The organism is Ruegeria sp. HKCCA6837 (assembly GCF_013034475.1).
In the GTDB taxonomy this organism is placed as follows: domain Bacteria; phylum Pseudomonadota; class Alphaproteobacteria; order Rhodobacterales; family Rhodobacteraceae; genus Ruegeria.
The window spans coordinates 204,406-227,502 of record NZ_WQGD01000005.1 but is presented as its reverse complement, the minus strand read 5'-3'; the positions used below and the strand labels follow the sequence as shown (position 1 = coordinate 227,502).

The 23,097-nt window shown below is 56.9% G+C and carries 25 protein-coding genes and 1 riboswitch; of the genes, 11 read left to right on the top strand and 14 right to left on the bottom strand.

All coding sequences use genetic code 11. The annotated features are described in order from the left end of the window. Positions 1-64: 64 nt before the first annotated feature. The 8 genes from GOV91_RS09960 to GOV91_RS09925 form a co-directional block, all read right to left on the bottom strand. The gene (locus tag GOV91_RS09960) at positions 65-1,297 is read right to left on the bottom strand and encodes a mandelate racemase/muconate lactonizing enzyme family protein (RefSeq protein WP_171235380.1); all 1,233 of its coding nucleotides are present in this window, start codon (positions 1,295-1,297) and stop codon (positions 65-67) included. Positions 1,298-1,316: 19 nt separating this feature from the next. Further along, positions 1,317-2,411, bottom strand: coding sequence for a Zn-dependent alcohol dehydrogenase (locus GOV91_RS09955; RefSeq protein WP_171181489.1), 1,095 nt, complete (start codon positions 2,409-2,411; stop codon positions 1,317-1,319). 82 nt (positions 2,412-2,493) lie between these two features. Further along, positions 2,494-3,693: a TCR/Tet family MFS transporter gene (locus GOV91_RS09950; RefSeq protein ID WP_171235379.1), complete on the bottom strand. Its 1,200-nt coding sequence runs from the start codon at positions 3,691-3,693 to the stop codon at positions 2,494-2,496. 96 nt (positions 3,694-3,789) lie between these two features. Beyond that, positions 3,790-4,506 carry an alpha/beta fold hydrolase gene (locus tag GOV91_RS09945; RefSeq protein WP_171235378.1) on the bottom strand — a complete coding sequence of 239 codons (717 nt, stop codon included), beginning with the start codon at positions 4,504-4,506 and terminating at the stop codon, positions 3,790-3,792. A 12-nt stretch (positions 4,507-4,518) separates the two neighbouring features. After that, a complete protein-coding gene (pcaD, locus tag GOV91_RS09940; protein WP_171235377.1) occupies positions 4,519-5,307 on the bottom strand; it encodes a 3-oxoadipate enol-lactonase in 789 nt (262 codons plus the stop codon). A gap of 61 nt (positions 5,308-5,368) precedes the next feature. Further along, positions 5,369-6,343: a threonine/serine dehydratase gene (locus tag GOV91_RS09935; protein WP_171235376.1), complete on the bottom strand. Its 975-nt coding sequence runs from the start codon at positions 6,341-6,343 to the stop codon at positions 5,369-5,371. Then, a complete protein-coding gene (locus tag GOV91_RS09930) occupies positions 6,340-7,170 on the bottom strand; it encodes an alpha/beta fold hydrolase (protein WP_171235375.1) in 831 nt (276 codons plus the stop codon). The genes GOV91_RS09935 and GOV91_RS09930 overlap by 4 nt, the downstream gene beginning before the upstream one ends. Then, positions 7,170-7,856, bottom strand: coding sequence for a haloacid dehalogenase type II (locus GOV91_RS09925; protein WP_171235374.1), 687 nt, complete (start codon positions 7,854-7,856; stop codon positions 7,170-7,172). The genes GOV91_RS09930 and GOV91_RS09925 overlap by 1 nt, the downstream gene beginning before the upstream one ends. A gap of 126 nt (positions 7,857-7,982) precedes the next feature. Between GOV91_RS09925 and GOV91_RS09920 the strand changes: the two genes are divergently transcribed. After that, positions 7,983-8,411 carry a peptidylprolyl isomerase gene (locus GOV91_RS09920; RefSeq protein WP_171235373.1) on the top strand — a complete coding sequence of 143 codons (429 nt, stop codon included), beginning with the start codon at positions 7,983-7,985 and terminating at the stop codon, positions 8,409-8,411. A gap of 33 nt (positions 8,412-8,444) precedes the next feature. On the opposite strand, the gene GOV91_RS09915 is transcribed toward GOV91_RS09920, so the two are convergent. The 4 genes from GOV91_RS09915 to fabA are packed head-to-tail and all read right to left on the bottom strand — an operon-like array spanning position 8,445 to position 11,267. Beyond that, entirely contained in the window at positions 8,445-8,624 is a 180-nt protein-coding gene (locus tag GOV91_RS09915; RefSeq protein ID WP_171235372.1) for a hypothetical protein, read from the bottom strand. A 58-nt stretch (positions 8,625-8,682) separates the two neighbouring features. Continuing rightward, positions 8,683-9,474: an enoyl-ACP reductase gene (locus tag GOV91_RS09910; protein ID WP_171235371.1), complete on the bottom strand. Its 792-nt coding sequence runs from the start codon at positions 9,472-9,474 to the stop codon at positions 8,683-8,685. Between the two features lie 5 nt (positions 9,475-9,479). Beyond that, the gene (gene fabB, locus GOV91_RS09905) at positions 9,480-10,709 is read right to left on the bottom strand and encodes a beta-ketoacyl-ACP synthase I (protein ID WP_171181469.1); all 1,230 of its coding nucleotides are present in this window, start codon (positions 10,707-10,709) and stop codon (positions 9,480-9,482) included. A gap of 48 nt (positions 10,710-10,757) precedes the next feature. Continuing rightward, entirely contained in the window at positions 10,758-11,267 is a 510-nt protein-coding gene (fabA, locus tag GOV91_RS09900; protein ID WP_171235370.1) for a bifunctional 3-hydroxydecanoyl-ACP dehydratase/trans-2-decenoyl-ACP isomerase, read from the bottom strand. A gap of 188 nt (positions 11,268-11,455) precedes the next feature. Here fabA and irrA point away from each other — a divergent pair, with 188 nt between their 5' ends. Then, the gene (gene irrA, locus GOV91_RS09895; RefSeq protein WP_171235369.1) at positions 11,456-11,872 is read left to right on the top strand and encodes an iron response transcriptional regulator IrrA; all 417 of its coding nucleotides are present in this window, start codon (positions 11,456-11,458) and stop codon (positions 11,870-11,872) included. A gap of 4 nt (positions 11,873-11,876) precedes the next feature. Here the strand turns inward: irrA and GOV91_RS09890 are convergent, their stop codons facing one another. Continuing rightward, complete coding sequence (locus GOV91_RS09890; protein ID WP_171235368.1) at positions 11,877-12,773, bottom strand: LysR family transcriptional regulator; 897 nt, start codon at positions 12,771-12,773, stop codon at positions 11,877-11,879. 84 nt (positions 12,774-12,857) lie between these two features. On the opposite strand from GOV91_RS09890, the gene GOV91_RS09885 reads away from it, so the two are divergent. Then, complete coding sequence (locus tag GOV91_RS09885) at positions 12,858-13,655, top strand: phytanoyl-CoA dioxygenase family protein (RefSeq protein ID WP_171235367.1); 798 nt, start codon at positions 12,858-12,860, stop codon at positions 13,653-13,655. A 6-nt stretch (positions 13,656-13,661) separates the two neighbouring features. Here GOV91_RS09885 and GOV91_RS09880 read toward each other — a convergent pair whose 3' ends face one another. Next, positions 13,662-14,525 carry a hypothetical protein gene (locus GOV91_RS09880; protein WP_171235366.1) on the bottom strand — a complete coding sequence of 288 codons (864 nt, stop codon included), beginning with the start codon at positions 14,523-14,525 and terminating at the stop codon, positions 13,662-13,664. Between the two features lie 122 nt (positions 14,526-14,647). On the opposite strand from GOV91_RS09880, the gene miaB reads away from it, so the two are divergent. The 8 genes from miaB (at position 14,648) to trmB (ending at position 23,095) form a co-directional block, all read left to right on the top strand. Continuing rightward, complete coding sequence (miaB, locus tag GOV91_RS09875) at positions 14,648-15,967, top strand: tRNA (N6-isopentenyl adenosine(37)-C2)-methylthiotransferase MiaB (protein ID WP_171235365.1); 1,320 nt, start codon at positions 14,648-14,650, stop codon at positions 15,965-15,967. A gap of 173 nt (positions 15,968-16,140) precedes the next feature. Next, on the top strand, positions 16,141-16,905 hold the full coding sequence (locus tag GOV91_RS09870; protein ID WP_348540065.1) for an outer membrane beta-barrel protein: 765 nt from the start codon (positions 16,141-16,143) through the stop codon (positions 16,903-16,905). Between the two features lie 124 nt (positions 16,906-17,029). Further along, the gene (locus GOV91_RS09865; protein ID WP_171181457.1) at positions 17,030-18,052 is read left to right on the top strand and encodes a PhoH family protein; all 1,023 of its coding nucleotides are present in this window, start codon (positions 17,030-17,032) and stop codon (positions 18,050-18,052) included. A gap of 36 nt (positions 18,053-18,088) precedes the next feature. After that, a complete protein-coding gene (ybeY, locus tag GOV91_RS09860; RefSeq protein ID WP_171181455.1) occupies positions 18,089-18,583 on the top strand; it encodes an rRNA maturation RNase YbeY in 495 nt (164 codons plus the stop codon). 35 nt (positions 18,584-18,618) lie between these two features. Further along, on the top strand, positions 18,619-19,506 hold the full coding sequence (locus tag GOV91_RS09855; RefSeq protein ID WP_171181446.1) for a hemolysin family protein: 888 nt from the start codon (positions 18,619-18,621) through the stop codon (positions 19,504-19,506). Continuing rightward, positions 19,503-21,011, top strand: coding sequence for an apolipoprotein N-acyltransferase (lnt, locus tag GOV91_RS09850; RefSeq protein WP_171235364.1), 1,509 nt, complete (start codon positions 19,503-19,505; stop codon positions 21,009-21,011). The genes GOV91_RS09855 and lnt overlap by 4 nt, the downstream gene beginning before the upstream one ends. 37 nt (positions 21,012-21,048) lie before the next feature. Further along, a riboswitch (SAM-SAH riboswitch) is annotated at positions 21,049-21,097 on the top strand. A gap of 5 nt (positions 21,098-21,102) precedes the next feature. Next, positions 21,103-22,284, top strand: coding sequence for a methionine adenosyltransferase (metK, locus tag GOV91_RS09845; protein ID WP_171181442.1), 1,182 nt, complete (start codon positions 21,103-21,105; stop codon positions 22,282-22,284). A gap of 97 nt (positions 22,285-22,381) precedes the next feature. After that, complete coding sequence (gene trmB, locus GOV91_RS09840; RefSeq protein WP_171235363.1) at positions 22,382-23,095, top strand: tRNA (guanosine(46)-N7)-methyltransferase TrmB; 714 nt, start codon at positions 22,382-22,384, stop codon at positions 23,093-23,095. Positions 23,096-23,097 lie beyond the last annotated feature (2 nt).

Sequence of the window (23,097 nt, the reverse complement as noted above, 5' to 3'; positions counted from 1 at the left end):
TTCCACGTTGTGACCGTTGTTCCGCTTTTTATCGGGCTAATATGCCCTAAACACGCAGCTGTTGTCACCCCTCGGTTGCCGGTGCGCCGCCTTGAAAAGCGTTGCCGTTGGCGTAATCGCAGGGGTCTTCTTGCATTTGCAAGTGCAGGTCGCGGCCCTCATAGGGATGCGCGCGGGCCAGGGCTTCGTCGACATCAATACCTAGGCCCGGCGCTGTTGGCGCGGTTACGAACCCGTCCTCGACCCGAATAGACCCTTTGATCAGTTGGTCATGGAACGGTGTTTCGATGCTTTCCAGCAACAGCAAATTAGGGATCGACGCAGCCAGATGGATATTAGCCGCCCATTCCACCGGCCCTGCATAGAGATGCGGTGCCATCTGAGCGTTGAAGACCTCAGCCATTGCGGCAACTTTCTTCATCTCCCAGATCCCGCCCGCGCGTCCCAACGCCGGTTGCAGGATTTCCGCGGCCCCGGCGCGCAAAACGGCACCGAATTCGGCCTTGGTCGTCATGCGTTCTCCGGTGGCGACGGGGATGCGGACATTGCGGGCGACGCGAGCCATGTCTTCGATCATGTCCGGCGGCGTGGGTTCTTCGAACCAAAGCGGTTGATAAGGTTCCAACGCTTGCCCCAGCCGAATGGCCCCGGCGGTGTTGAATTGACCATGCGTGCCGAATAGCAGATCGGCCTTGTCGCCCACGGCTTCGCGGATCGCCTTGCAGAAAGCGACCGACATGGAAATGTCACTCATCGCGGGCATGTGGCCGCCCCGGATCGTATAAGGGCCCGCCGGGTCGAATTTGACGGCAGTATAACCACGCTGCACCATTGCAGCAGCCGTTTCGCCGGCCTGTTCAGGAGAAGTCCAGAAATCAGTCAGATTATGCTGGGGCAGGGGGTAAAGATACGTATAGGCACGGATTCGGTCGTTCATTTTTCCACCCAGCAAAGCATAGACGGGGCGGTCGCGATCCTTGCCCAGAATATCCCAGCAGGCGATCTCCAACCCTGAAAACGCGCCCATTACGGTCAGGTCTGGTCGCTGGGTGAAGCCGCTGGAATATGCACGGCGGAACATCAGCTCGATGTTTTCGGGGTTTTCACCCTGCATATGCCGTTCGAACACGTCATGAATGACATGGCGCATCGCCTCTGGCCCGACGGAGGAGGCATAGCATTCGCCCCAGCCGGTGATGCCAGTATCGGTCGTCACCTTAACCAATATCCAATATCGCCCACCCCAACCCGGCGCCGGTGGGGCGGTGACGATAATGTCGAGATCCTGCAGTTTCATCCCAAATCCTCTCGGTGGGTCAGGTCCTGTCGAACAGGATCACATTGCGCTTGGCTGATCCGGTTTTGGTGTCGGCGATGGCTTCGTTGATCTGATCAAGGGACCAACGACCCGAGATCAACTCGTCTAGCTTCAGCCGCCCTTGTTCGTACAGATCCACCATCCACGGAATATCGCGCTGGATCACCACGTCGCCCATCTTCGACCCAACAACGCCCTGACCCAGAGCCGCCAGAACGACGGGCTCATAACTGGCCATGTCACCCGAATGCGGCATTCCGATCATGATCGCCTTGCCACCACGTCCAAGATAGCGCGGTGCCTGATCATAGGCGGGAATCGCACCAACCGTGATCAGAACCGCATCCGCACCACGCCCGCCTAACGCCTTGTAAGCGGCCTTCCACGGCTGGTCCAAACTGGCCAACACGCCGTGGGTTGCGCCGAATTCCTTGGCGATCTCAAGCTTTTCTTCGGTCATATCCACGGCCACGATTCGCCGCGCGCCTGCAATCCGCGCGCCCTGAATGGCGTTCAGACCAACGCCGCCTGCGCCGATCACCACGACATCCCGACCGGGGCGCAAATCAGCTGCGTTCACAGCAGCTCCAACCCCGGTGATGACCCCGCATGAGAGCAGGCTGGCCAGATCCTTGGGCAGAGTTTCTGGAATTTTGACGATCTGACGGTGGCTCACCACAACCTTTTCGGCAAAGGCACCACAGGCCATGGCCTGTTCGAGTGGACCGCCATCACCGGTCTTCAACGGACCTTTGACCGTATCGTATGGTGTTTCGCAGATTGTCGGTTTTCCGCCCGCACAGCTGGGGCACGTTCCACAGGCACGGATCAGCGTTACAACCACAGGGTCGCCGATTTTGAAATCCCCGGCGGCTTCACCAACGGCGCTGATAACGCCTGCGGCTTCGTGGCCATAAACGGCTGGCAGGAACCCACCCCATGCCCCTTCGGCGTAGGATATGTCCGAATGGCAGATGGCCACGGCGTCCAGTGTAACCTCGACTTCGCCCGTGCCGGGGGGCGCAAGTTGAACTTCTTCGATCACCAAGGGTTCGCCAAAAGCTCGGCAGACTGCGGCTTTGATTGTTTGCATGTTGTCACTCTCTCCCGTTGGGTTCACGGTGGCGCGGGAAATGACGTCTCGCAAGGCGGAAACCGCCATTTGGATGTCGTTGTTACGCAACGACAGGGCGGGACCGGCGAAACAACAAGAAACCTGCCAGCATTAGTACCAGCGCTAATAGAAACGGTGCGCCGGGCAGGTAGAGTGGCGTGTCGGGCCGGATGAACTGCGCGAAAATCGAAGTCATAAGCAAAGGCGAGATCACCATCGACAGCGCGTGCAGCGCCGTCAGAACGCCCTGCAATTCGCCTTGCTGCGAATCGGGCGTGGCCTTGGACATCATGGCCTGAAGAGCAGGTGTGATGACCGCCCCGATGGCAGTTATTGGAATGAGAAGCAGCGCGATGAGGCCGTTGGTGAGGAAGGCCAGAAATGCGAAGCTAATGATCTCAAAACCCATTCCGTAGATGATTGTGCCCCTCTCGCCCAGAAACCGGATGGCAGGCCGGATCAATCCGCCCTGCACAATGGCCATGCCTATACCGTAGACACCCAGGGACAGGCCAATCATCTGTGGCGACCATCCGAATCGCTCGGTCGTGAAATAGGACCAGATGGCGGGGTAGACGTAGATGGATACTGAATACAGGAAATACACCCAAAGCAGCGGCCGGATACCGGGCAAAGAAGCGATGGCGTTCAGCGAATTGAGAGGGTTTGCGCGTTTCAGGCTGAAGGCTCGTCGGGTCTTGTCGGTTACGGTCTCGGGCATCACGAAGTAACCGATGCAAAAGGTCAACGCCGCCAAACCGGCAGCGGCCCAAAACGGTGCGCGCGTGCCATATTCACTGAGCAATCCGCCAATGACGGGCCCAAGGACGAAGCCCATGCCAAAAGCGGCACCCAGCAGGCCAAAGTTTGCAGCCTTATCCTTGGGCTCGGACACATCCGCCATAAACGCCGCAGCGGTGGCATGCGTGGCTGCGGTTATACCGCCTACGATCCGACCGATCAGCAACAGCCAAATGCTGCCCGCAACAGCCATCACGACATAGTCCAGCGCCATAACAAACAGGGACACCAGAAGGACGGTTCTGCGTCCGTACGCGTCTGACAGGTTTCCAAGTATGGGCCCAAAGATAAACTGCATCGCGGCAAAGGCTGTGCTCAGAACACCGCCCCAGATCGCTGCATTGGCGAGCGAGCCGCCCTGAACCTCGACGATCAGTTCCGGCATGATCGGCATCACCAGACCGATGCCCATGGCGTCGATCATGACAATGCTGAGGATGAAGAAAAACGGCAGACGCATAGGACCCGGCAAGTGATCTGTTCAACGCACCCTAAGCACAGATGATAACCGAGAAAAGCGAGAGTTGATTGCGGGTCGAATTGCCGTTGCGACAGGTCAGGGCAGTTTGTCTGCCAGTTCTGACAGGATTTGCGCAAGCTCGCGCGGGTGCGAGAAGAACGGGGAATGCGAACTGTCGATGGTGCGGCGCATATCTTCGGGGATAAGGGCGCTCATCGTTGCTTGGTATTCGGGTGGTATAGTGTGATCGTCCGTGGTGCGGATATACGCCTTGGGCACATTGTCGAAATTCGCACCGGTCGGAAGGGGCGTTTCTTGTGGGCGAATGGCCTGAGGGCAAAGGCGCGCATAGGCGTAAGGCAGGATGTCGTCGGAGCAATCATGGTAGAATAGCTGGGGAATAGCCTCGGCAGACACAGTGTATGACAGCCCGTCGGTGGATTTTTCGACCGCATGGGCGATGGTCTGCCTTGGGCCAAGCCTGCGCATGTCGGCCATGGCCAGGCCGTCTTTGGGCACATAGGCGCACAGATAGATCAGCGCGCGCATGGCATCGGGTTGCGCTTCGGCGGCGGCGCTGATCGGGTAGCCGCCCCAGGAATGGCCAACGAGGATTGTATCTGATGTGCTGGCATGCAGCACGGCGTCGCGGCAACTGTCCAGCGTGACCTCGGCTACGGGCGTGGGGTCCGCACCATGGCTGGGCATGTCGATGGCTTTGGCAGAATGCCCCAGAGTTTCAAGCGCGGGTATCAGGTCGCGCCAGCACCATGCACCGTGGCAAGAACCGTGGACCAACAGGAAAGACGCCATTGCCGTTCTCCTTCAGATATGTCCGATTTCGGTCAGAAAATCAGTCAGGATCTCTGCATATTCCGCTGGCTTTTCAACGCAGGGCAAATGCCCTGCCCGGCGGATCAGCCGGAACCGGGATCCCGGGATCAGATCGACGGTCTCTCGCACCAGATCGGGGGGCGTCGATCCGTCTTCGCTGCCTGCAATGCCCAAGGTCGGGAGGCGCAGCCCACTCGTTGGGGTATAGAAATCGGTGCCTGCAATGGCCGAGCAGCAGCCCAGATACCCTTCAGCCGGTTGGCCCACCATCATGTCGCGCCAAGGCAGGTGGTTTTGTGCGGCGCGGAAATCACGCGAAAACCAACGTTCCATCGTTGCGTCGGCCAATGCTTCGATCCCGTCCTTGCGCACGGCCTTGATCCGATCCTGCCAGACCGAAGGGGTGGCAATTTTGGCGGCAGTGTTTGATAGAACCAGACCACGAATCTGGTCCATGCGTTTGACGGCAAGCCCTTGTGCAATCATCCCGCCAATGGACAGACCAACGAAGACGCAATCGCGGACCTGCAGGTGATCCAGCAATGCCTCTGCATCGCGTATCAATGCGCCCATCGAATACGGCGCAGGCGGCACCGAGGACCGCCCGTGACCACGTTTGTCGTATCGGATGATGCGCAGCTCTGCTGGCAGATGTGGCAGTACAGCGTCCCACAAGTGCAGGTTGGTTCCTAGGGAATTGGCAAAGACCAAGGGTGCACCGTCTGTTGGGCCGTCGATGCGGTAATTCAATTTCACGTCGCCCAGATCAGCGATCTTCATGACTGGCTTCCTTGTCGCCATGACCTTTTGGGGTGCAACATGCACATCTTGTGCAGCCCTGTCAGGTCAGGAATTCCAACGCCCTGGAAAATACTACCGGATCGACATTGCCGCCAGATGCAACAACGATCACGTCATCGCCTTCGATCTGGTCGCCTCGGAACAGGGCCGAGGCCAGAGCCACCGCGCCGCCGGGTTCCAGAACGATCTTGAGGCGCAGAAAGGCCAGTGCCATGGCGCGCAAAGCTTCTTCTTCCGTGACGGATAAGCCCGGACCGCACAGGCGGTTTAGAATCGGAAACGTGATATCTCCGGGTTGTGGCGTCAGAATGGCGTCGCAGATGTTACCCGAAGCTGCGTTGTTATTTTCAATCCGTCCCGAGGCCAGCGAGCGTTTGACGTCATCGAACCCCTCTGGCTCACAAGGGCGCGCGCGCAGGTTCGGCGCATGTTTCTCTAAGGCCAGGGTGATGCCCGAGGTCAGGCCGCCCCCGCCGCAACAGACCAGTACGTCTGCCTGAGTGATACCTAAATCCGCGGCCTGACCGGCGATTTCAAGGCCGGTGGTGCCTTGGCCTGCAATAACCAGCGGTTCGTCATAAGGTCGGATCAGGGTCAGTCCGCGCTCGGCCGCAATGGTCTCGCCAATCTCTTCCCGCTTTTCGTTTGCTCGGTCATACAGAACGACCTCTGCCCCAAGCGCACGGGTGTTTTCGATCTTCAGTCGCGGTGCGTCCGACGGCATAACGATGACCGAAGAAATGCCGTGCTTTGATGCCGCCATTGCAACGCCTTGTGCGTGGTTGCCCGAGGAATACGCAATTACACCGCGCTGGCGTTCGGCTTCTTCCAGTGCCGAAATAGCAGACCAGGCCCCCCGAAACTTGAAGCTGCCGGTATGTTGCAAACATTCTGGTTTGACCAAGACCCGACGACCGGCAAGCTTGTCCAGAAAGGGCGAAGACAGAATTGGTGTCTTTCGGATGTGTCCGTTTAGCCGTTCTGCTGCGGCCTCGATCATCTCAATTGTGCTCATGCGGCGCTCTTCAATACCTTTTGTATCAGATCCAAGGATTGGGGTTCGTTCAGAAACGGAACATGCCCACGATCAGGAACTTCGGTTGAGATTAGGCCCGGATGGCGGTCGTGCATTTCGGCAACTGTGTCGGCACTCAGAACGTCGGAATTTGCCCCCCGTATTACACCAGTCGGAATATCGCGCAGGGCTTCAAAGAACATCCACAGATCAGGTGTGGCGCCGCTTGCAGCCTGCTCAATCAGCGCCTTGCGTAGTGCGGGATCGTAGCGTAGCGCCAACCCATCGTCGCGTTTTTCGTACTGAATTTCGGCCTGCATGCGCCAGGTTTCCAGGGAAACGCCGGGGAATTGAGGTTCCATTACCTTTTGCAGAGTCAAAGCGGCCTCATCATAGGTTTGCGCAGTCGGCTGTGCACCCACATAGGCCATGATCTTGGCGATACCAGACGTTTCAACGACAGGTCCAACATCATTCAGGATCACCCCGGCTAGCCGCTCGGGATGGCTTGCGGCTAGGGCCATGGCGATCAGACCACCCCGCGAGGTGCCCAGAACGAAAGTCTTCTCGATCCCCAGTACATCCAGCAGTTCGATCGCGTCATGCGATTCACGAAAGATGTTGTAGTTCATGAAGTCGGGATCATAGTCCGACCGACCACGCCCCCTGTAATCCATTGCGATCATGCGCAAGTCAGCCGCATGGGGCGCAAAAAACGAAAAGTCGCGGCTATTTCGGGTCAGGCCAGCCAAACACAAAAGCGGCGTGCCCGTGCCGACGTCTTCGAAATAGATTCGCATGCCGTCAGTGGTTGTGAAGTCTGACATCAAAGCCCCACCAGTTTTGGGATCGAAGTCAAATCGGAAAGCACATGCGCAGGTGTCCACGGCAGGCGGTCCATCGGTTCGCCAGCCCGATTGACCCAGGCGGTGACAAAGCCGTACCCGCTGGCACCGGCGGCGTCCCAACCGTTTGAACTGACGAACAACACCTCATTACGCGCGCAGTTGAACCGTTCCGGTACCAGATCGTAGACCCGGGCATGAGGTTTGAAAACACCAACGCTTTCGACCGACAGAACATCGTCCAGCACATCGCCGATCCCGGCAGATTGCACCGCGCCATTCAGCATTGGCGGCGATCCGTTTGACAGGATTGCCGTTTGCATCCCCCCCTCCTTGAGGGCCTTCAACATGTCGGGCACTTCGGGATAGGCCTGTAACTCCCAGTAAAGATCAAGCAGGCGTTGGCGTAGTTTCTGGTCGCCTTGCAGTCCAGCTGCGTCAAGCGCCCAATCCAGCCCGTCCTGAGTGACGTCCCAGAAATCGGCATGTGCGTCGGCCACGGCGCGAAGCCAAGTGTATTGCAACTGCTTAAGACGCCAATGCCCGGCGACTGTGGGCCATTTGTCCTTGAGGGCTTCAAATCCCGGTCCGTCGGCAGCTTGGCGCGCCGCTGCTGTAACGTCGAAAAGTGTTCCGTAAGCGTCGAAGACACAGGTGGTGATCGGCATATGATCCTCCTCTGATCGCGCGCAGGTTGGCACAACAATGAGGGGGGTGAAAGAGCCAAGGGTTTACAAGATTGTGTCAGGCCCTAGGGTTGGCCGCTCAATCCTGTAAAACGGCCGGAGGCCACGATGACCGAAATCAAACAAGGCGACACGGTTCGCATCCACTACACCGGGACGCTGCTGGACGGCCAAACCTTTGACAGCTCAGAGGGGCGTGATCCTTTGGAGTTTGTGGTCGGATCTGGCCAGATTATTCCCGGCTTGGACAGCGCCATGCCCGGCCTGTCTTTAGGGGACAAAAAGCGGGTCGAGATTGCCTGTGTGGATGCCTATGGCCCCATTAATCCGGCGATGCGTCAGGAAATTCCTCGCGAAGGCATTCCCGATGACATCCCGCTTGAGCCCGGAACGCAGTTGCAAATGCAAGCTCCGGATGGCCAGGCCGTGCCGGTGACAGTGGTGGGCGCAGACGAGGCGACCGTGACGCTGGACGCCAACCATCCTCTGGCAGGTCAGGATCTGGTTTTTGAAATTGAGGTCGTCTCGATCAACTGATGTTCAGTTCGGGCCGGTTTTCCGGCCCGGGACTTACCCGATCAACGTTTCGATCGCCGTACGGACTTGCGGTTGAGTAAAGAAGATAAACGCCAACAGCATACATGTCAGCGTCAACAAAAGGGCTCGGGCCCTTTGGCTGAGGAAACCGGGCTTTCTTCGTCCGGCTGTTGTGCGCGCATTGTTCGCAATGATTTGATCTAGCTTGCTCATATTAGTTTCCTGCCGCCCAAAGATGGTGAAAACTTGGCGGCGGCAGGGAAAGATATGGTCACATAAAGTCAGGCTGTGGCATGCCCAGAACGTGGAAGCCACCATCAACGCGGATAATCTCGCCCGAGGTGCAGGACCCTGCATCCGAAGTCAGGTAGACAGCGGTTCCACCCACAGCCTCAAGTGTTGCATTTGCCCGCATCGGAGCGTTTTGGTCGCAGAACTTGTAGGTCTTGCGCGCACCGCCAATGGCCGCACCGGCGAGGGTTTTCATCGGCCCAGGTGAAACCGCGTTCACGCGAATGCCGTCTGGCCCAAGGTCATTGGCCAGATAGCGGGTTGCTGATTCCAAAGCCGCCTTGGCTACACCCATGACGTTGTAATTCGGAACAACACGGTTTGATCCCTGATAGGTCAGGGTCAAAAGTGAACCGCCATTGTCCTTCATCAGCGGGTAGGCGCGCCGCGCCACTTCGATGAAGGAATAGGCCGACACATCCATCGAGTGTTTGAAATTTGCCCGCGTGGTGTTCAGGAAACGGCCCGTCAGTTCGGATTTGTCCGAATAGGCGATGGCGTGGACGACAAAGTCGATGGTTGGCCAGCGCTGGGCCAGTTCATCAAATGCGCGGTCCAGCGATTCGTCATCGGTAACATCCGCATCGACCATAAAATCGCTGCCGAGGCTTTGGGCTAAGGGCTCCAGCCGCTTGCCGAACGCTTCGCCCTGGTAGGTGAATGCCAGTTCGGCACCAGCCTCGTGCATGGCTTTGGCAATGCCCCACGCGATTGAGCGGTCATTGGCCACGCCCATGATCAGGCCGCGTTTACCTTTTAGAAGATCCGACATCACTTTCACCCATTATACTTTGACAGAATCATGGACCCGTTGGTGCCGCCAAAGCCGAAGCTGTTGGTCATGACACTGTCCAATCCTGCGTTTTCAACCACTTCGGTCGCAATTTCACCGGGCAGGATGCCCTCGGCAAGCGTGTCGACGTTGATCGACGGCGTTATGAAATCATTGTCCAGCATCAGCAGGCAGAAGATCGCTTCAAGAGCGCCTGCTGCACCTTGGGCGTGCCCGGTCATCGACTTGGTCGACGAAATCGGTGGAACGTTGCCTTCGCCAAAGATACGGCGCACGGCCTCAACCTCACCCACATCACCAACTGGGGTAGAGGTGCCATGGGCGTTGATGTAGTCCACTTTGCGGCCCTCGGGCAGGGTGCCCAGAGCCAGTCGCATGGCGCGTTCGCCGCCTTCGCCGGACGGAGCCACCATGTCATGGCCATCCGAAGTGGCCGCGTATCCGGTGACTTCGGCATAAATCTTTGCACCGCGCGCCAGCGCGTGCTCCAGCTCTTCCAGAACAACGATGCCACCGCCGCCGGAAATCACGAAACCGTCGCGGTTTTCGTCAAACGCGCGCGAGGCTTTCTCGGGTGTGTCATTGTATTTCGAGGACATTGCGCCCATGGCGTCGAATAGGCAGGAGAGTGTCCAGTCCAGTTCCTCGCCGCCGCCTGCAAACATCACGTCCTGTTTGCCAAGCATGATTTGTTCTGCAGCGTTGCCGATGCAATGCAGCGAGGTCGAGCAGGCGGATGTGATCGAGTAGTTGATGCCCTTGATCTTGAACGCCGTTGCCAAGTTTGCTGATATTGTCGAGCACATGCATTTCGGCACGGCAAACGGCCCGATCCTCTTGGTCGCGCCGTTTTTCAGAACCGTCTGATGTGCCGTCAGCATGGCGCTGGTGGATGGCCCGCCAGAGCCCGCCACCAGACCGGTGCGTGGGTTCACCACCTGATCTTCACCCAGGCCGGAATCAGCAATCGCCTGGCTCATGGCGATATGGGCATAGGCCGCGCCAGGGCCCATAAAGCGCAGGGTGCGTTTGTCTACATGCTCGGCCACGTCGATTTTGAGCGTCCCGGCGATCTGGCTGCGAAAACCATGTTCGACCATCTGCTCGTTGGCCTCGATCCCGGATTTGCCTGATTTAAGCGAGGCCAGAACCTCTTCGGCATTGTTCCCGATGGAGGAGACAACCCCCAGACCGGTGACGACGACGCGACGCATAAGCGTACTCCTGTATTTCGTTTTCTGTGACGTGTCCGAGAGCTGGGGTCAGCTTTCCGACAGTGCAACCTTCATGTCTTTAACCTGATAAATCACTTCGCCATCGGCTTCGACCCGGCCATCCGCCACACCCATGGTCAGACGACGGGTCTGAACGGCTTTGGTGAAGTTGACGTAATATGTCAGCATTTTGCGGTCGGGGCGGACCATTCCGGTCAATTTAACTTCGCCTACGCCCAGCGCATACCCACGTCCTTGCCAGCCGCGCCACCCCAGATTGAAACCGGTGAGCTGCCACAGGCCGTCCAGACCCAGACAGCCCGGCATGATCGGGTTGCCGGGGAAGTGACAGTCAAAGAACCAAAGATCCGGCGTAATATCAAACTCGGCCACCACATGGCCTTTGCCATGCGCGCCACCATCGCCCGAGATGTCGGTGATCCGATCCATCATCAGCATCGGCGGGGCGGGTAATTGTGCGTTGCCGGGGCCGAATAATTCGCCGCGGGCGCATTTCAGCAGATCATCTTTGTCAAAACTGCTAGGGAACTGGGCCATTCTGCCGCCTTTCCTGCCGAGGGTCTGTCTTTATATCTGGCCTCGTCTATCACCCGTTTGCAAGGTCCTGCAAGAGTAGTGCGCCACATCATATTGTGCGTATACCCATCTTTGCGAATGAATTTCATTTGAAATTCCCAACTATGCGCCCCTATATATAAAAGCAGCAACTATGGGTAATCGGACAGATGACACCTCAGAGCCAGGAAATAGCAACGGGTTGGCTGGTGAATGCCGGCTTGCGGCCGACGCGTCAGCGTGTGGCGCTTGCTGAGCTTTTGGTGGGCGATGGCCGTCATCGCCATGTGACTGCAGAAAGCCTGTTTGAATCCGCTAAAGCAAACGGTGATGCCGTTTCCCTTGCAACGGTCTACAACACCCTTCGTGCCTTTTGCGATGCAGGTGTTCTGCAGGAAATTACCGTGGATGGATCGAAAAGCTATTTCGACACCAATACCCACGATCACCCCCATTTTTATTGGGAAGACGAGGCCCGTCTGAGTGATGCGCCCTCGGATCAGCTGGTGATTCATCGCTTGCCCGAGGCGCCCGAAGGGGTCGAGATCGCGTCAGTCGACGTAGTGATCCGACTGCGCAGGAAATAGGGCTTCAATCCTGCTTCAAACGATCTGTTAGAACGCGTTCGACCTGATCAATAACCGGGTCGGCGGGTCCTGTGCCGTGGCGCGCCAGTACAACAGACTCTGCGGCTTCCGGGTCGGTGATTGGAATGCCGATTAGATGCCGGTTGTCATAGCTGACAGGACTAGGCGGGCTGGCATAGCTGATTCCGATTCCTTCTCCATGAGCAGCAAGGCTGCGCTGAATTTCCAGTGACGCTGCACGGTGCGCGACTGTTGGGCGCAGACCTTTGCGACGAAACAGGCCGAGGATATGTTGCGCCGAAAGCCCTTCGGTTGACAGGATCAAGGGGTGGGTCGCGACGTCTGCCAGGGTAACACCATTCGTTGATGCCAGCGGATAGTCCGGGGACATCAAAGCTTTTGGTCTGCTGTCAAATAGTTTTGCACGGGCGAACCCGGCATCCATGGTCAGATCATATGTGATCGAAATGTCGATCTGTCCGGCGATCATGCCATTCAACAATCCTTGGAAGGACGCGGCGACATAGCTGATCGCGAGATTTGGAAAAGCAACGCGCAATTGATGCAGGGCTGGGGCCAGCAGAAACGGGGCGAGATCCGTGAAACACCCCAACCGCAATTGAGTCATCCCCGGTGTGGGGGTCTCAGACGTTTCGATTCGGGCTGCGTCATTCAACAATGCTTCGGCCTGTTCGATAAACCTGCGCCCCTGTGGGGTCAGAGCCATGGCTGCACCCCGGCGGCGGGAGAACAGCGGATGGCCAATATGTTCTTCAACACGTGTCAGCGCAGTAGACAGGGCGGGTTGCGACACATTCAAGTGCTGCGCCGCCGCCGAGAGGCTGCCATGGCGCCCGATAGCGCAGACGTATTCATATTGGCGAAGTGAAATATATAACATGGAGTTATTTATAACTTCGAAAGATATGATTTGAACAGAATGCATGTTCGGATCAAAACCGGGACATAGCCAAAGGAGACCCGGATGCCTCACCCACTTGTTTCTCAAGCGATGATCGATACCTATCAGCAAGATGGCGTTGTCCTGATCAAGGGATTGTTCGCTGATTATGTCGATCAACTGCGCGACGGCGTGGCGGCAAATATGGCTGAGCCCGGCCCTTATGCGTCTGAAAACAAGAAGTCCGGCGAAACAGGGCGTTTCTTTGATGATTATTGCAATTGGACCCGGATTCCCCAGTTCCGTGAGGTCATCGAAAAGTCGCCCGCCGCCGAGGTCGCAGCTGATCTGATGCAATCGCAAAGCGTTCAGATGTTCCACGATCACGTGCTGGTCAAAGAGCCAGGCACATCGATGGCCACCCCCTGGCATCAGGACGGGCCGTATTACTTTGTTGAGGGCCAACAGACCATCAGCTTCTGGTCTCCACTGGATACGGTGCGGCAGGCAACGCTGCGCTGTGTCGCCGGATCGCATCGATGGGAGAAAGAAGTTCTGCCGACCCGTTGGGTGTCAGAGGAGGGGTTCTTCCCGGATGAAGGCCAGTACATTCCGGTCCCGGACCCAAATGCCGAAGGCATGAGGGTTGTTGAATTCGAAATGGAGCCTGGTGATGCCGTGGCGTTCAACTATCGCACGTTGCACGGCGCGCGAGGCAACCAGTCGGACAGCCGTCGCCGTGCATTCTCGCTGCGCCTAGTCGGGGATGACGCGCGTTACGTTGAACGCCCGGGCCGCACCTCGCCCCCGTTCCCCGGTCACGACATGACGCCGGGTCAGCGCTTGCGCGAGGATTGGTTCCCTATGCTGTTACAACGCTGAAGAGCCTCAGAACCACTGACCTGATTCGATCAAACCCAGATCCAGCAGTTGGCGGGACTGCCATTCAAACGGCACCGAGTTTCGCCAGCGAAAACTGGGAATATCGAATGTGGAGCCTGCATTTTTCTTCAAGGCTTTTGCCGCCCGAAAAGAGCATATGGCCGCAGTCATGTTGTGATGCCAGGGGCAGGAATAGGTGTTGTATTCCGGTTCATTGAACGTGTGGTCAGGCTGTAGCACCAAACCTTTTTGCGATTTGAACAGGGCAATCCGATCGATACGGCGGCGCTCGTATGGAATGTGCTCTTCAAAGCGCCAGCGCAAACCGCCCGAGATATCCACCTGGCGATCCAACGGTTGGCCGCTTGGGTCGTGGCGGGTATGGGCATAATAGCCCGTGCTGTCGAACAGTGCCTGATCGGGAGCGACTCCGTTGGGAAAAGCGCTCAGATCATCAGCATAAAGGTCGATGACATAGCTGAGCATGGCATGGCGCCGTTCTTCGCTGTGAAAGGCCAGCATTTCGCCGACGCTACGTGTTTCGCAGAAGGGAAAGAATAAGTATTCGGCGTTGTAACAGTAATACATCCAAAGGCCGGGCGCGGCCTGTATAATCCTGTTTATGGTGTCAAACACCACGGTTCGGGGCGTGCATTTCAGCGTGATCCGATGCACGTGATCGGCCAGTTCCGGGTCGAGAGCGAGGTCCTGAGGCATAAACACTAGCACCGACTTGAACCCCAACCTCAGTTGATGCCGCACGGTGCTGTCCAGCTCGACTTCGTCTTCTGCAAAAATCAATGCGATGGGCCCTTTGGCCAATGCAGTCTGACCCGATTTCAGAAAATGGTCCGGGGATTCGTACTTCATCGCGTGTTTTCGGTTTTGCCTTGCTGGAAAGTCCCGCCAAATTCGGGTAATTGCGCCCGCATTGCAAGCGGCGTTCGAAGCATATAGACGACGCCGGTCCCGCGAATGCAAAGGCCCGATCCATGTCTGAACCGAAGAAGCTGTTTATCAAGACCTATGGCTGTCAGATGAATGTCTATGACAGCGAACGCATGTCCGAGGCTTTGGGCGGGCAGGGCTATGTTGAAACCAAAACGCCCGATGATGCGGACATGATCCTTCTGAACACCTGCCACATTCGCGAAAAGGCCGCGGAAAAGGTGTATTCCGAACTGGGTCGGTTCAAGGGTCTGAAGGCCGAGAAGCCGAATCTGAAAATCGGCGTTGCGGGATGTGTCGCGCAGGCCGAGGGTGAAGAGATCATGCGCCGCCAGCCTCTGGTCGATCTGGTCGTTGGCCCGCAAAGCTATCATCGCTTGCCAGAGATGGAGGCCAAGACACGCGCCGGCGAAAAGGCGCTGGATACGGATTTTCCCGAAGAGGACAAGTTCGAGAAGCTAAAGAACCGCCCCAAGGCCAAGCGAGGCCCGACGGCGTTTCTGACTGTTCAGGAAGGTTGTGACAAGTTCTGCGCCTTCTGCGTCGTGCCCTATACACGTGGTGCTGAGGTCAGCCGCCCGGCTGATCGCATTATTCGCGAAGCGCATGATCTGGTCGAGCGCGGCGTGCGAGAGATCACTCTGCTGGGGCAGAATGTGAATGCCTATCACGGCGCGGGCCCGAACGGGGACATGACTTTGGCCGGTCTGATCTGGGAGTTGAACAAGGTCGACGGGTTAGAGAGGATTCGCTTTACTACCTCACACCCCAACGACATGGCCGATGATCTGATCGAGGCACATGGCACCTGCGACAAGCTGATGCCTTACCTGCACTTGCCGGTGCAGTCGGGCTCGGACCGCATTCTCAAGCGGATGAATCGCAGCCACACGGCCGAAAGCTATTTGCGTCTGATCGAAAGAATTCGCGCGGCGCGCCCGGATATTGTGATGTCCGGCGACTTTATCGTCGGTTTCCCCGAAGAGACGGAAGAGGATTTCCAGGCGACCATGGATTTGGTCGAAGAGGTCAAATACGGCTACGCATATTCGTTCAAATACTCGACCCGCCCCGGAACGCCAGCTGCCGAACGGTCGCAAGTGGACCCCGCGGCGGCGGATGAACGGTTGCAAAGGCTTCAAGCACTGATCACTCGGCATCAGCGGGAAATTCAGGATGCCATGGTGGGCCGTACTGTGCGTGTTCTGTTCGAAAAGCCGGGCCGCCTGCCCGGACAGATGGTCGGAAAATCCGAGTATCTTCATTCGGTTCACGTAAAAGGTCCCGAGATCGCGATTGGAGATTTGAAAGAAGTTCGGATCACCAAGTCGGGTGCAAATTCACTGGCAGGTGAGTTGCTGTAGATCGTCAAATATCCACCAGCCAGCCACCATAATTGGTGTTTGTTTCCAAAATTTACCCTTGATTTATCGCTGGGAACTATGTTCGGAGAAGGGCCAAGTTTTTCCGGGCGTGAAGTTTTGCGTGCAAAAAACGGTTTTAGGCCAATCTTGCGGCCGGAGTTATGGAGGCACGAGTGACGACCCTTACGAACTTCAGGATTTCAAAACTTGGCAGAACATTGCCTGCGGCATCGGTTGCCACTCTTCTTGCCAGTGCGACAATAGCAGGTGATCTGAAGGAAACTGTGACGGAACCCGAAGTGATCAGCCCGTCCAGATTCGGCAGCGACGTCAGCGCATTCTATCTGGGTTTGGCCGGTGGGTATGGCGCGGGTGGCGATGATCGTTTCGGCCTCAGGACACCCGCCGGATTGTTCGATATCGGCGAACAGGATTTGTCCGGCTCTTACGGAGAGATTCGTGGAGGCTGGCGCGGCATCCTGCCCGCCAGAGGTGGCCGTGATTACGTATATGGCTTTGAAATCGGGTATCAGCTCGGATCCTTCGATGACAGTGTCGGTGCCCGGATTGGAGGTTTCGATGTTCAGGGTGGGACCGAGGTGTCAGATGTGCTGGCGATCCGGTTTAGAAATGGTCTGACCAACCGCAGCGGACGAATCCTGTACTTTGTCAGCATCGGCTATTTGTGGGGTGACGTTGACACGACCAACAGCATCACATCAGGCAGTTCGACGCAGAATTTCGCGGTTACTGATCGGCGGAACGGATACTCGGCCAGCATCGGGGCCGAACATAAACTGAGCGACAGCTGGTCGATTACCGGTGAATACGAATACGTCCAATTCGACTCGAAAACCATTGCGTTCAGCTCGGGGTTTTCCACTAAGTCGACACCTAAATATGGCGGCCTGAGATTTGGGCTGAACTACACCTTTTGATGTAGACCCGAACGGCATATTTCGGCTGTTTTGTCATCCAAGCACTAATTTTTGAAACTGTGGCTTGCGCCCACCGAGTTTTGTTGTCTACGCTCAGGGTGAACAGCCAAGACAGGAGAACGGATTGGCCATCGGTGCCCTGACCCCACCGCAAGATGAAATGCCCCAGCGCGAGGCGTTTGTAGAATTTCCCGACAACCGATTGTTGATTGACCTGTGTGGTGAATATGACCGCAATCTGACGGATATTGAAAGCAAGCTTTCCGTCCAGATTGTACGTCGTGGCAATCAGCTTGTTGTCATGGGGGATGAAGATGCTCAGAAACACGCCGTGGAGGTTCTGCAGTCGCTCTATACTCGCCTGGAAGGTGGGCGCGAGGTAGAGGCTGCGGATGTAGATCGCGAGCTCCGCATGGGGGCCTCGGAACAAGGCACTGGCTCCCGCGACGGCGATCAGCTTGAAATGTTCAAGGGCGGATCGGTCGAGATCAAGACCCGCAAGAAACTGGTTGAACCGCGCACGGATGCCCAAAAGGCCTATGTTCAGTCGCTCTTCCAGAACGAGTTGGCCTTTGGCATTGGTCCTGCGGGAACGGGGAAAACGTATCTGGCGGTGGCTGTGGGTGTTTCGATGTTCATCGGCGGCCACGTGGATCGAATCATCCTGAGCCGCCCAGCGGTCGAAGCGGGTGAAAAGCTGGGCTACTTGCCCGGTGACATGAAGGACAAGGTCGATCCGTATATGCAGCCGCTCTATGATGCGCTGAACGACTTCCTGCCGGGCAAGCAACTGGCCAAGCTGATTGAGGAAAAACGAATCGAAATCGCTCCGCTGGCATTCATGCGCGGTCGAACGCTGGCGAACGCCTTTGTGGTTCTGGACGAGGCGCAGAATGCGACGACCATGCAGATGAAGATGTTCCTGACCCGTTTGGGTGAGGGTAGTCGTATGGTGATTACCGGCGACAGGTCGCAAGTTGATCTGCCGCGCGGGGTGCAGTCAGGCTTGGCGGATGCTGAAAGGTTGTTGAAAACGATACCAAATATCAGCTTCAACTACTTCACCTCAAAAGACGTCGTTCGTCACCCGCTTGTCGCCGCCATCATCGAAGCGTATGAGGCCGATGCGGGCCGCGATACCAGTTGAGTGCAAGGCCCTTTGCAAGGGCTGATGTGCGGTAAGATGAAGCTGGAACTCACTGTCGAAGACAATCGGTGGCAAGGTCTTGAGGCTTTGTCGCATAAGGCGATTTCTGCTGTTTTGACGTTTGTCGAGCTGGACTCTGAGGTCTGTGAAGTTAGCGTTCTGGGCTGCGACGATGCGCGGATCGCAGACCTGAATACAGAGTTTCGCGGCAAGCCAAGTGCCACCAATGTTCTGAGTTGGCCAGCCGAGGATCTGGCCCCGGAAGAGCCGGGTCAGGAGCCGGTTTCACCGGAGCCGGACTTTACAGGTGAAATCCCCTTAGGTGATATCGCGATTTCTTTCGACACCTGCGCGCGTGAGGCGGCGGAGGCTGGGAAGGCGATGGACGATCACGTGATCCATTTGCTTGTTCACGGAACGTTGCATTTACTGGGGTATGATCACATTCGTGATCCTGATGCCACCCTGATGGAAGGGATTGAGGTCGAGATACTTGGCAAATTAGGTATCGATGACCCATATAAGGTATGAAGGGGTCAGATGACCCGATCAGTTGGAACAGGATAATGGGCGAGACAGACGGCAGTTCTAGGGCGGCGCACAGCGCGCAACCACAGGACAGCAGCAATGCGACCGAAGAGAAAAGCGGTTTCTTTTCAAGGATCATAGATGCGTTTTCGGGTGATGAGTCCCAACCGCAACCGGTGTTGAACGGGCAGGATGCAACGGTACCCCAATCCCGAGGGATGATTAACCTGCGTCGGATGCGCGTGGAAGATGTCGCCATTCCTACGGCAGAAATCATTTCCGTCCCTTCGACGATCTCCAAGGACGAGCTGGCGGATGTCTTTCGCGAAAGCGGGCTTTCCAGAATCCCGGTCTATGAAGGTACCCTGGATACGCCGCTGGGGTTCGTCCACCTCAAAGACTTTGCCTTGACTCATGGGTTCAATGGCGGAGGTAGCAACTTTGATCTCGTTTCGATGCTGCGCACGCTGCTTTTCGTGCCGCCTTCAATGCCGATCGGCGTCCTGCTGACCAAAATGCAGACGGAGCGACGCCATATGGCGTTGGTGATCGATGAGTACGGTGGCGTTGATGGCCTGTTGACCATCGAGGACCTGATCGAGCAGGTCGTAGGTGAAATCGCAGACGAACATGATGCAGATGAAGATCAGCTTTGGGTGCAAGAGAAGCCCGGTTGTTATGTCGTTCAGGCCCGTGTCCCTCTTGAGGATTTCGAGGCCGAGATTGGCCGCTCGTTGACCAGCCATGAAGACGTGGATGAAGAAGAAATCGATACTCTGGGCGGCTTGGTGTTCATGCTGTCGGGCCGTGTGCCCGCACGGGGAGAGGTTGTGATCCACCCTGAAGGACCGGAATTTGAAGTCATCGACGCCGATCCGCGACGTATAAAAAGGCTTCGCGTCATGCTGCCGGATATCGCTGCATGACCCCCACGCGGGGCTGGCCTTTCCCGCTGAGGTTACTGGCCGTCGCCATGCTGGGCGGAGTGGCGGGGTTTGGTTTGGCGCCTTATGGCTATTGGGCACTTACTATCCTGTCTCTGATCCTGATCGTACCGATTTTTCTGGCTAGTGAAACCCGCGCGCGGGCTGGCTGGATAGGTTGGGTCTTTGCGACGGGCTATTTCGCGCATGCGCTTAGTTGGATCATCGAGCCGTTTCAGGTGGACGCGGAGCGCCACGCCTGGATGGCACCGTTTGCGCTGTTGTTTATGGCAGGTGGCCTCGCCCTGTTCTGGGCCGTTTCTTTTTGGATGTCTCGCCGCCCGGGCGCGTCACCTTTTCGCCAAAGCTTGCTCTTGATCGTTACCCTGTCCTTGGCTGAACTGGCCCGAGGCTACGTGCTAACCGGTTTCCCTTGGGCAGGGGTTTCGCAGGTCTGGATCGATACACCAGTAGCGCAATTGTTGTCTTTGTTCGGGCCGTTTGGGTTAAACGCCCTGACGTTCGCCGCGACCTTCCCAATCGGTTCGGCAATGATGCACCCCAGACCTTTTCGAGGGCTGGTGCAGTCACTGGTATTTACAGCCGGATTGGCCGTCGTCGCGTTAAGCTATGCCGCGATACGGCCAACGGTTCACGACGGCCCGCACGTCGTTCGGGTTGTGCAACCAAATGCGCCTCAGCATCAAAAATGGGATCCGGCATACGCCCCTTTGTTCTTTTCAAGGCAGATTGAGTACACCGCTGCCCGGCCAGAGCCTGATCTGATCGTTTGGCCTGAAACTGCTGTGCCCGCTTGGCTTGGCAGTGCACAACCGTTTTTAGCCGCGATTGCAGATGCCGCGCAGGGAACCCCGGTTGTACTGGGCATACAGCGCGGAGACGGGCCGAGGATTTTCAACTCGATGATCCAACTTGATGCCAACGGGCAGCAGGCAGGACTCTATGACAAACACCATTTGGCCCCTTTCGGAGAATATGTTCCTTTCGGCGACCTGTTGGGGCGTTTTGGCATTCACGGAATGGCAGCAACGACGGGCCATGGATTCAGCGCGGGCCCTGGCCCCGAATTGATGGATATGGGAGAGCTGGGGAATGCTCTGCCGCTGATCTGCTACGAAGCCGTTTTTCCACAAGATGTAAACGGTGCATCGGGGCGGGCGGATTTCCTTTTGCAGATCACCAATGATGCCTGGTTCGGAACCCGATCTGGCCCGTATCAGCATATGGTTCAAGCTCGGATGAGGGCGATCGAACAGGGCCTGCCGATGGTCCGTTCAGCGAATACTGGTATATCGGCCATGATCGACCCTCTGGGCCGTGTCACGGCCTCTTTGTCTTTGGGCGAGGCCGGATATCTCGATGCCGTCCTTCCATTGCCGCAACAGTCGACTATTTATTCGCGGACAGGAGACAGTGCTGTTCTTGTGATCCTTTTGTTTCTTGGCGCCATCATCCTATTTAGTGCTCGCTTGCGCGAGAAATATTAGAGATTGACCGCACCTGCACGTGGGCGTATGCGTCTTTGACCTGTCACAACGGCTTCCTGGCGTGGCAGAGAAACCCTAATGGAGCACATTTATGTCCCGACAGAACTATACTTTTACTTCGGAGTCCGTTTCCGAAGGGCACCCTGACAAGGTCTGTGACCGCATTTCGGATGCCGTCCTTGACGCATTTCTGAATGAAGAACCCGAAGCACGTGTGGCCTGCGAGACCTTTGCCACGACCAACCGTGTCGTTATTGGCGGCGAAGTCGGCCTGTCGGATAAAGACAAGCTGCACGACTACATGGGTCGTATAGAAGAGATTGCCCGCGATTGTATCAAAGATATTGGCTATGAGCAGGACAAGTTTCACCACGAAACCGTCGAGGTAACAAACCTGCTGCACGAACAATCCGCTCACATTGCACAAGGTGTTGATGCTGCGGATAACAAAGACGAAGGTGCAGGCGACCAGGGCATCATGTTTGGTTACGCCACAACCGAAACCCCCGCGCTTATGCCCGCACCGATCCAGTACTCGCACGCTATCCTGCGTCGTCTAGCCGAAGTGCGCAAAAGCGGTGCCGAACCTGCGCTGGGCCCCGATGCCAAGTCACAATTGTCCGTCATCTATAATGATGGCAAGCCGGTCGGCGTAAGCTCGGTCGTTTTGTCGACGCAGCATCTGGATGAAGCGCTGACATCCGACGACATCCGCGAAATCGTTGAACCCTATATTCGCGAAACTCTGCCCGAAGGCTGGTTGTCTGCTGATACTGAATGGCATGTGAATCCAACGGGCAAATTCGTGATTGGTGGCCCGGATGGCGACGCAGGTCTGACCGGTCGCAAGATCATTGTTGACACATATGGTGGCGCGGCCCCGCATGGCGGCGGCGCGTTCTCGGGCAAAGACCCGACCAAGGTGGACCGTTCCGCTGCTTATGCCGCACGTTACCTGGCTAAGAACGTTGTCGCTGCTGGCATGGCAGAGCGTTGCACGATCCAGCTGAGCTATGCGATTGGCGTTTCCAAGCCGCTGTCGATTTATGCTGACACGTATGGAACAGGTCACGTTTCAGATGAAGTTATCGAAAAGGCCGTTGGGCAGGTCATGGATCTGACACCGCGCGGCATTCGTGAGCATCTGCAAATGAACAAGCCGATCTATCAGCGCACTGCAGCTTACGGCCATTTTGGGCGTGAACCTGATGCAGATGGCGGCTTTAGCTGGGAACGCACTGACCTGGTTGACGCGCTGAAAGCCGCAGTCTGATCCAAACAGAAAGAAAGCGCGCCTGTCGGGCGCGCTTTTTTGTTGCGGGCACGTCGCGCACTTGCAACGCCAAGGCCCGCGCAGTATGGCCACCGCCATGAGCACCGAGACCCCACAACGCCCGCGCAGAAATTTCTATGGCCGCTTAAAGGGTAAGACCCTGAAGCCCAGCCAAAAGACTTATCTGAATGAAGACTTGGCCGCGCTGTCGCCCGGAGCGGTGGATTGGGAAACTAATCCCGAACGCAACCCATTGGACTTGGATGGGCTGTTCGGAGGCAAGCCTGTTTGGCTTGAAATTGGCTTTGGCGGCGGTGAACATCTGGTGCATCAGGCGCAAAGCAACCCGGATATCGGCATCATCGGGGCAGAACCTTATATCAACGGTGTTGCGATGCTGCTGGGTAAAATCCGGCAAGCGGGGGTCGAGAACCTGGCCGTACATCCCGGCGATGCGCGCGATCTGTTCGATGTGTTGCCCGAAGCCAGCATCTCGCGCGCCTTCCTGCTCTATCCGGACCCTTGGCCAAAGACTCGCCATCATCGCCGCCGTTTTGTGACGCCTGAACATCTGGAGCCTTTGGCAAAGGTGTTGAAGCCGGGTGCGATCTTTCGCGTTGCCACCGACATTCCCGACTATGTGCGCCAAACGCTGGAAGAAGTTCCACGCGCAGGATTTGAATGGTTGGCGGAACGCCCGGCCGACTGGCGTGAGCCTTGGGACGATTGGATTTCAACCCGATACGAACAAAAGGCCCTGCGGGAAGGGCGGGTGCCACATTACCTGACCTTCCGTCGGATTGATTCCTGATC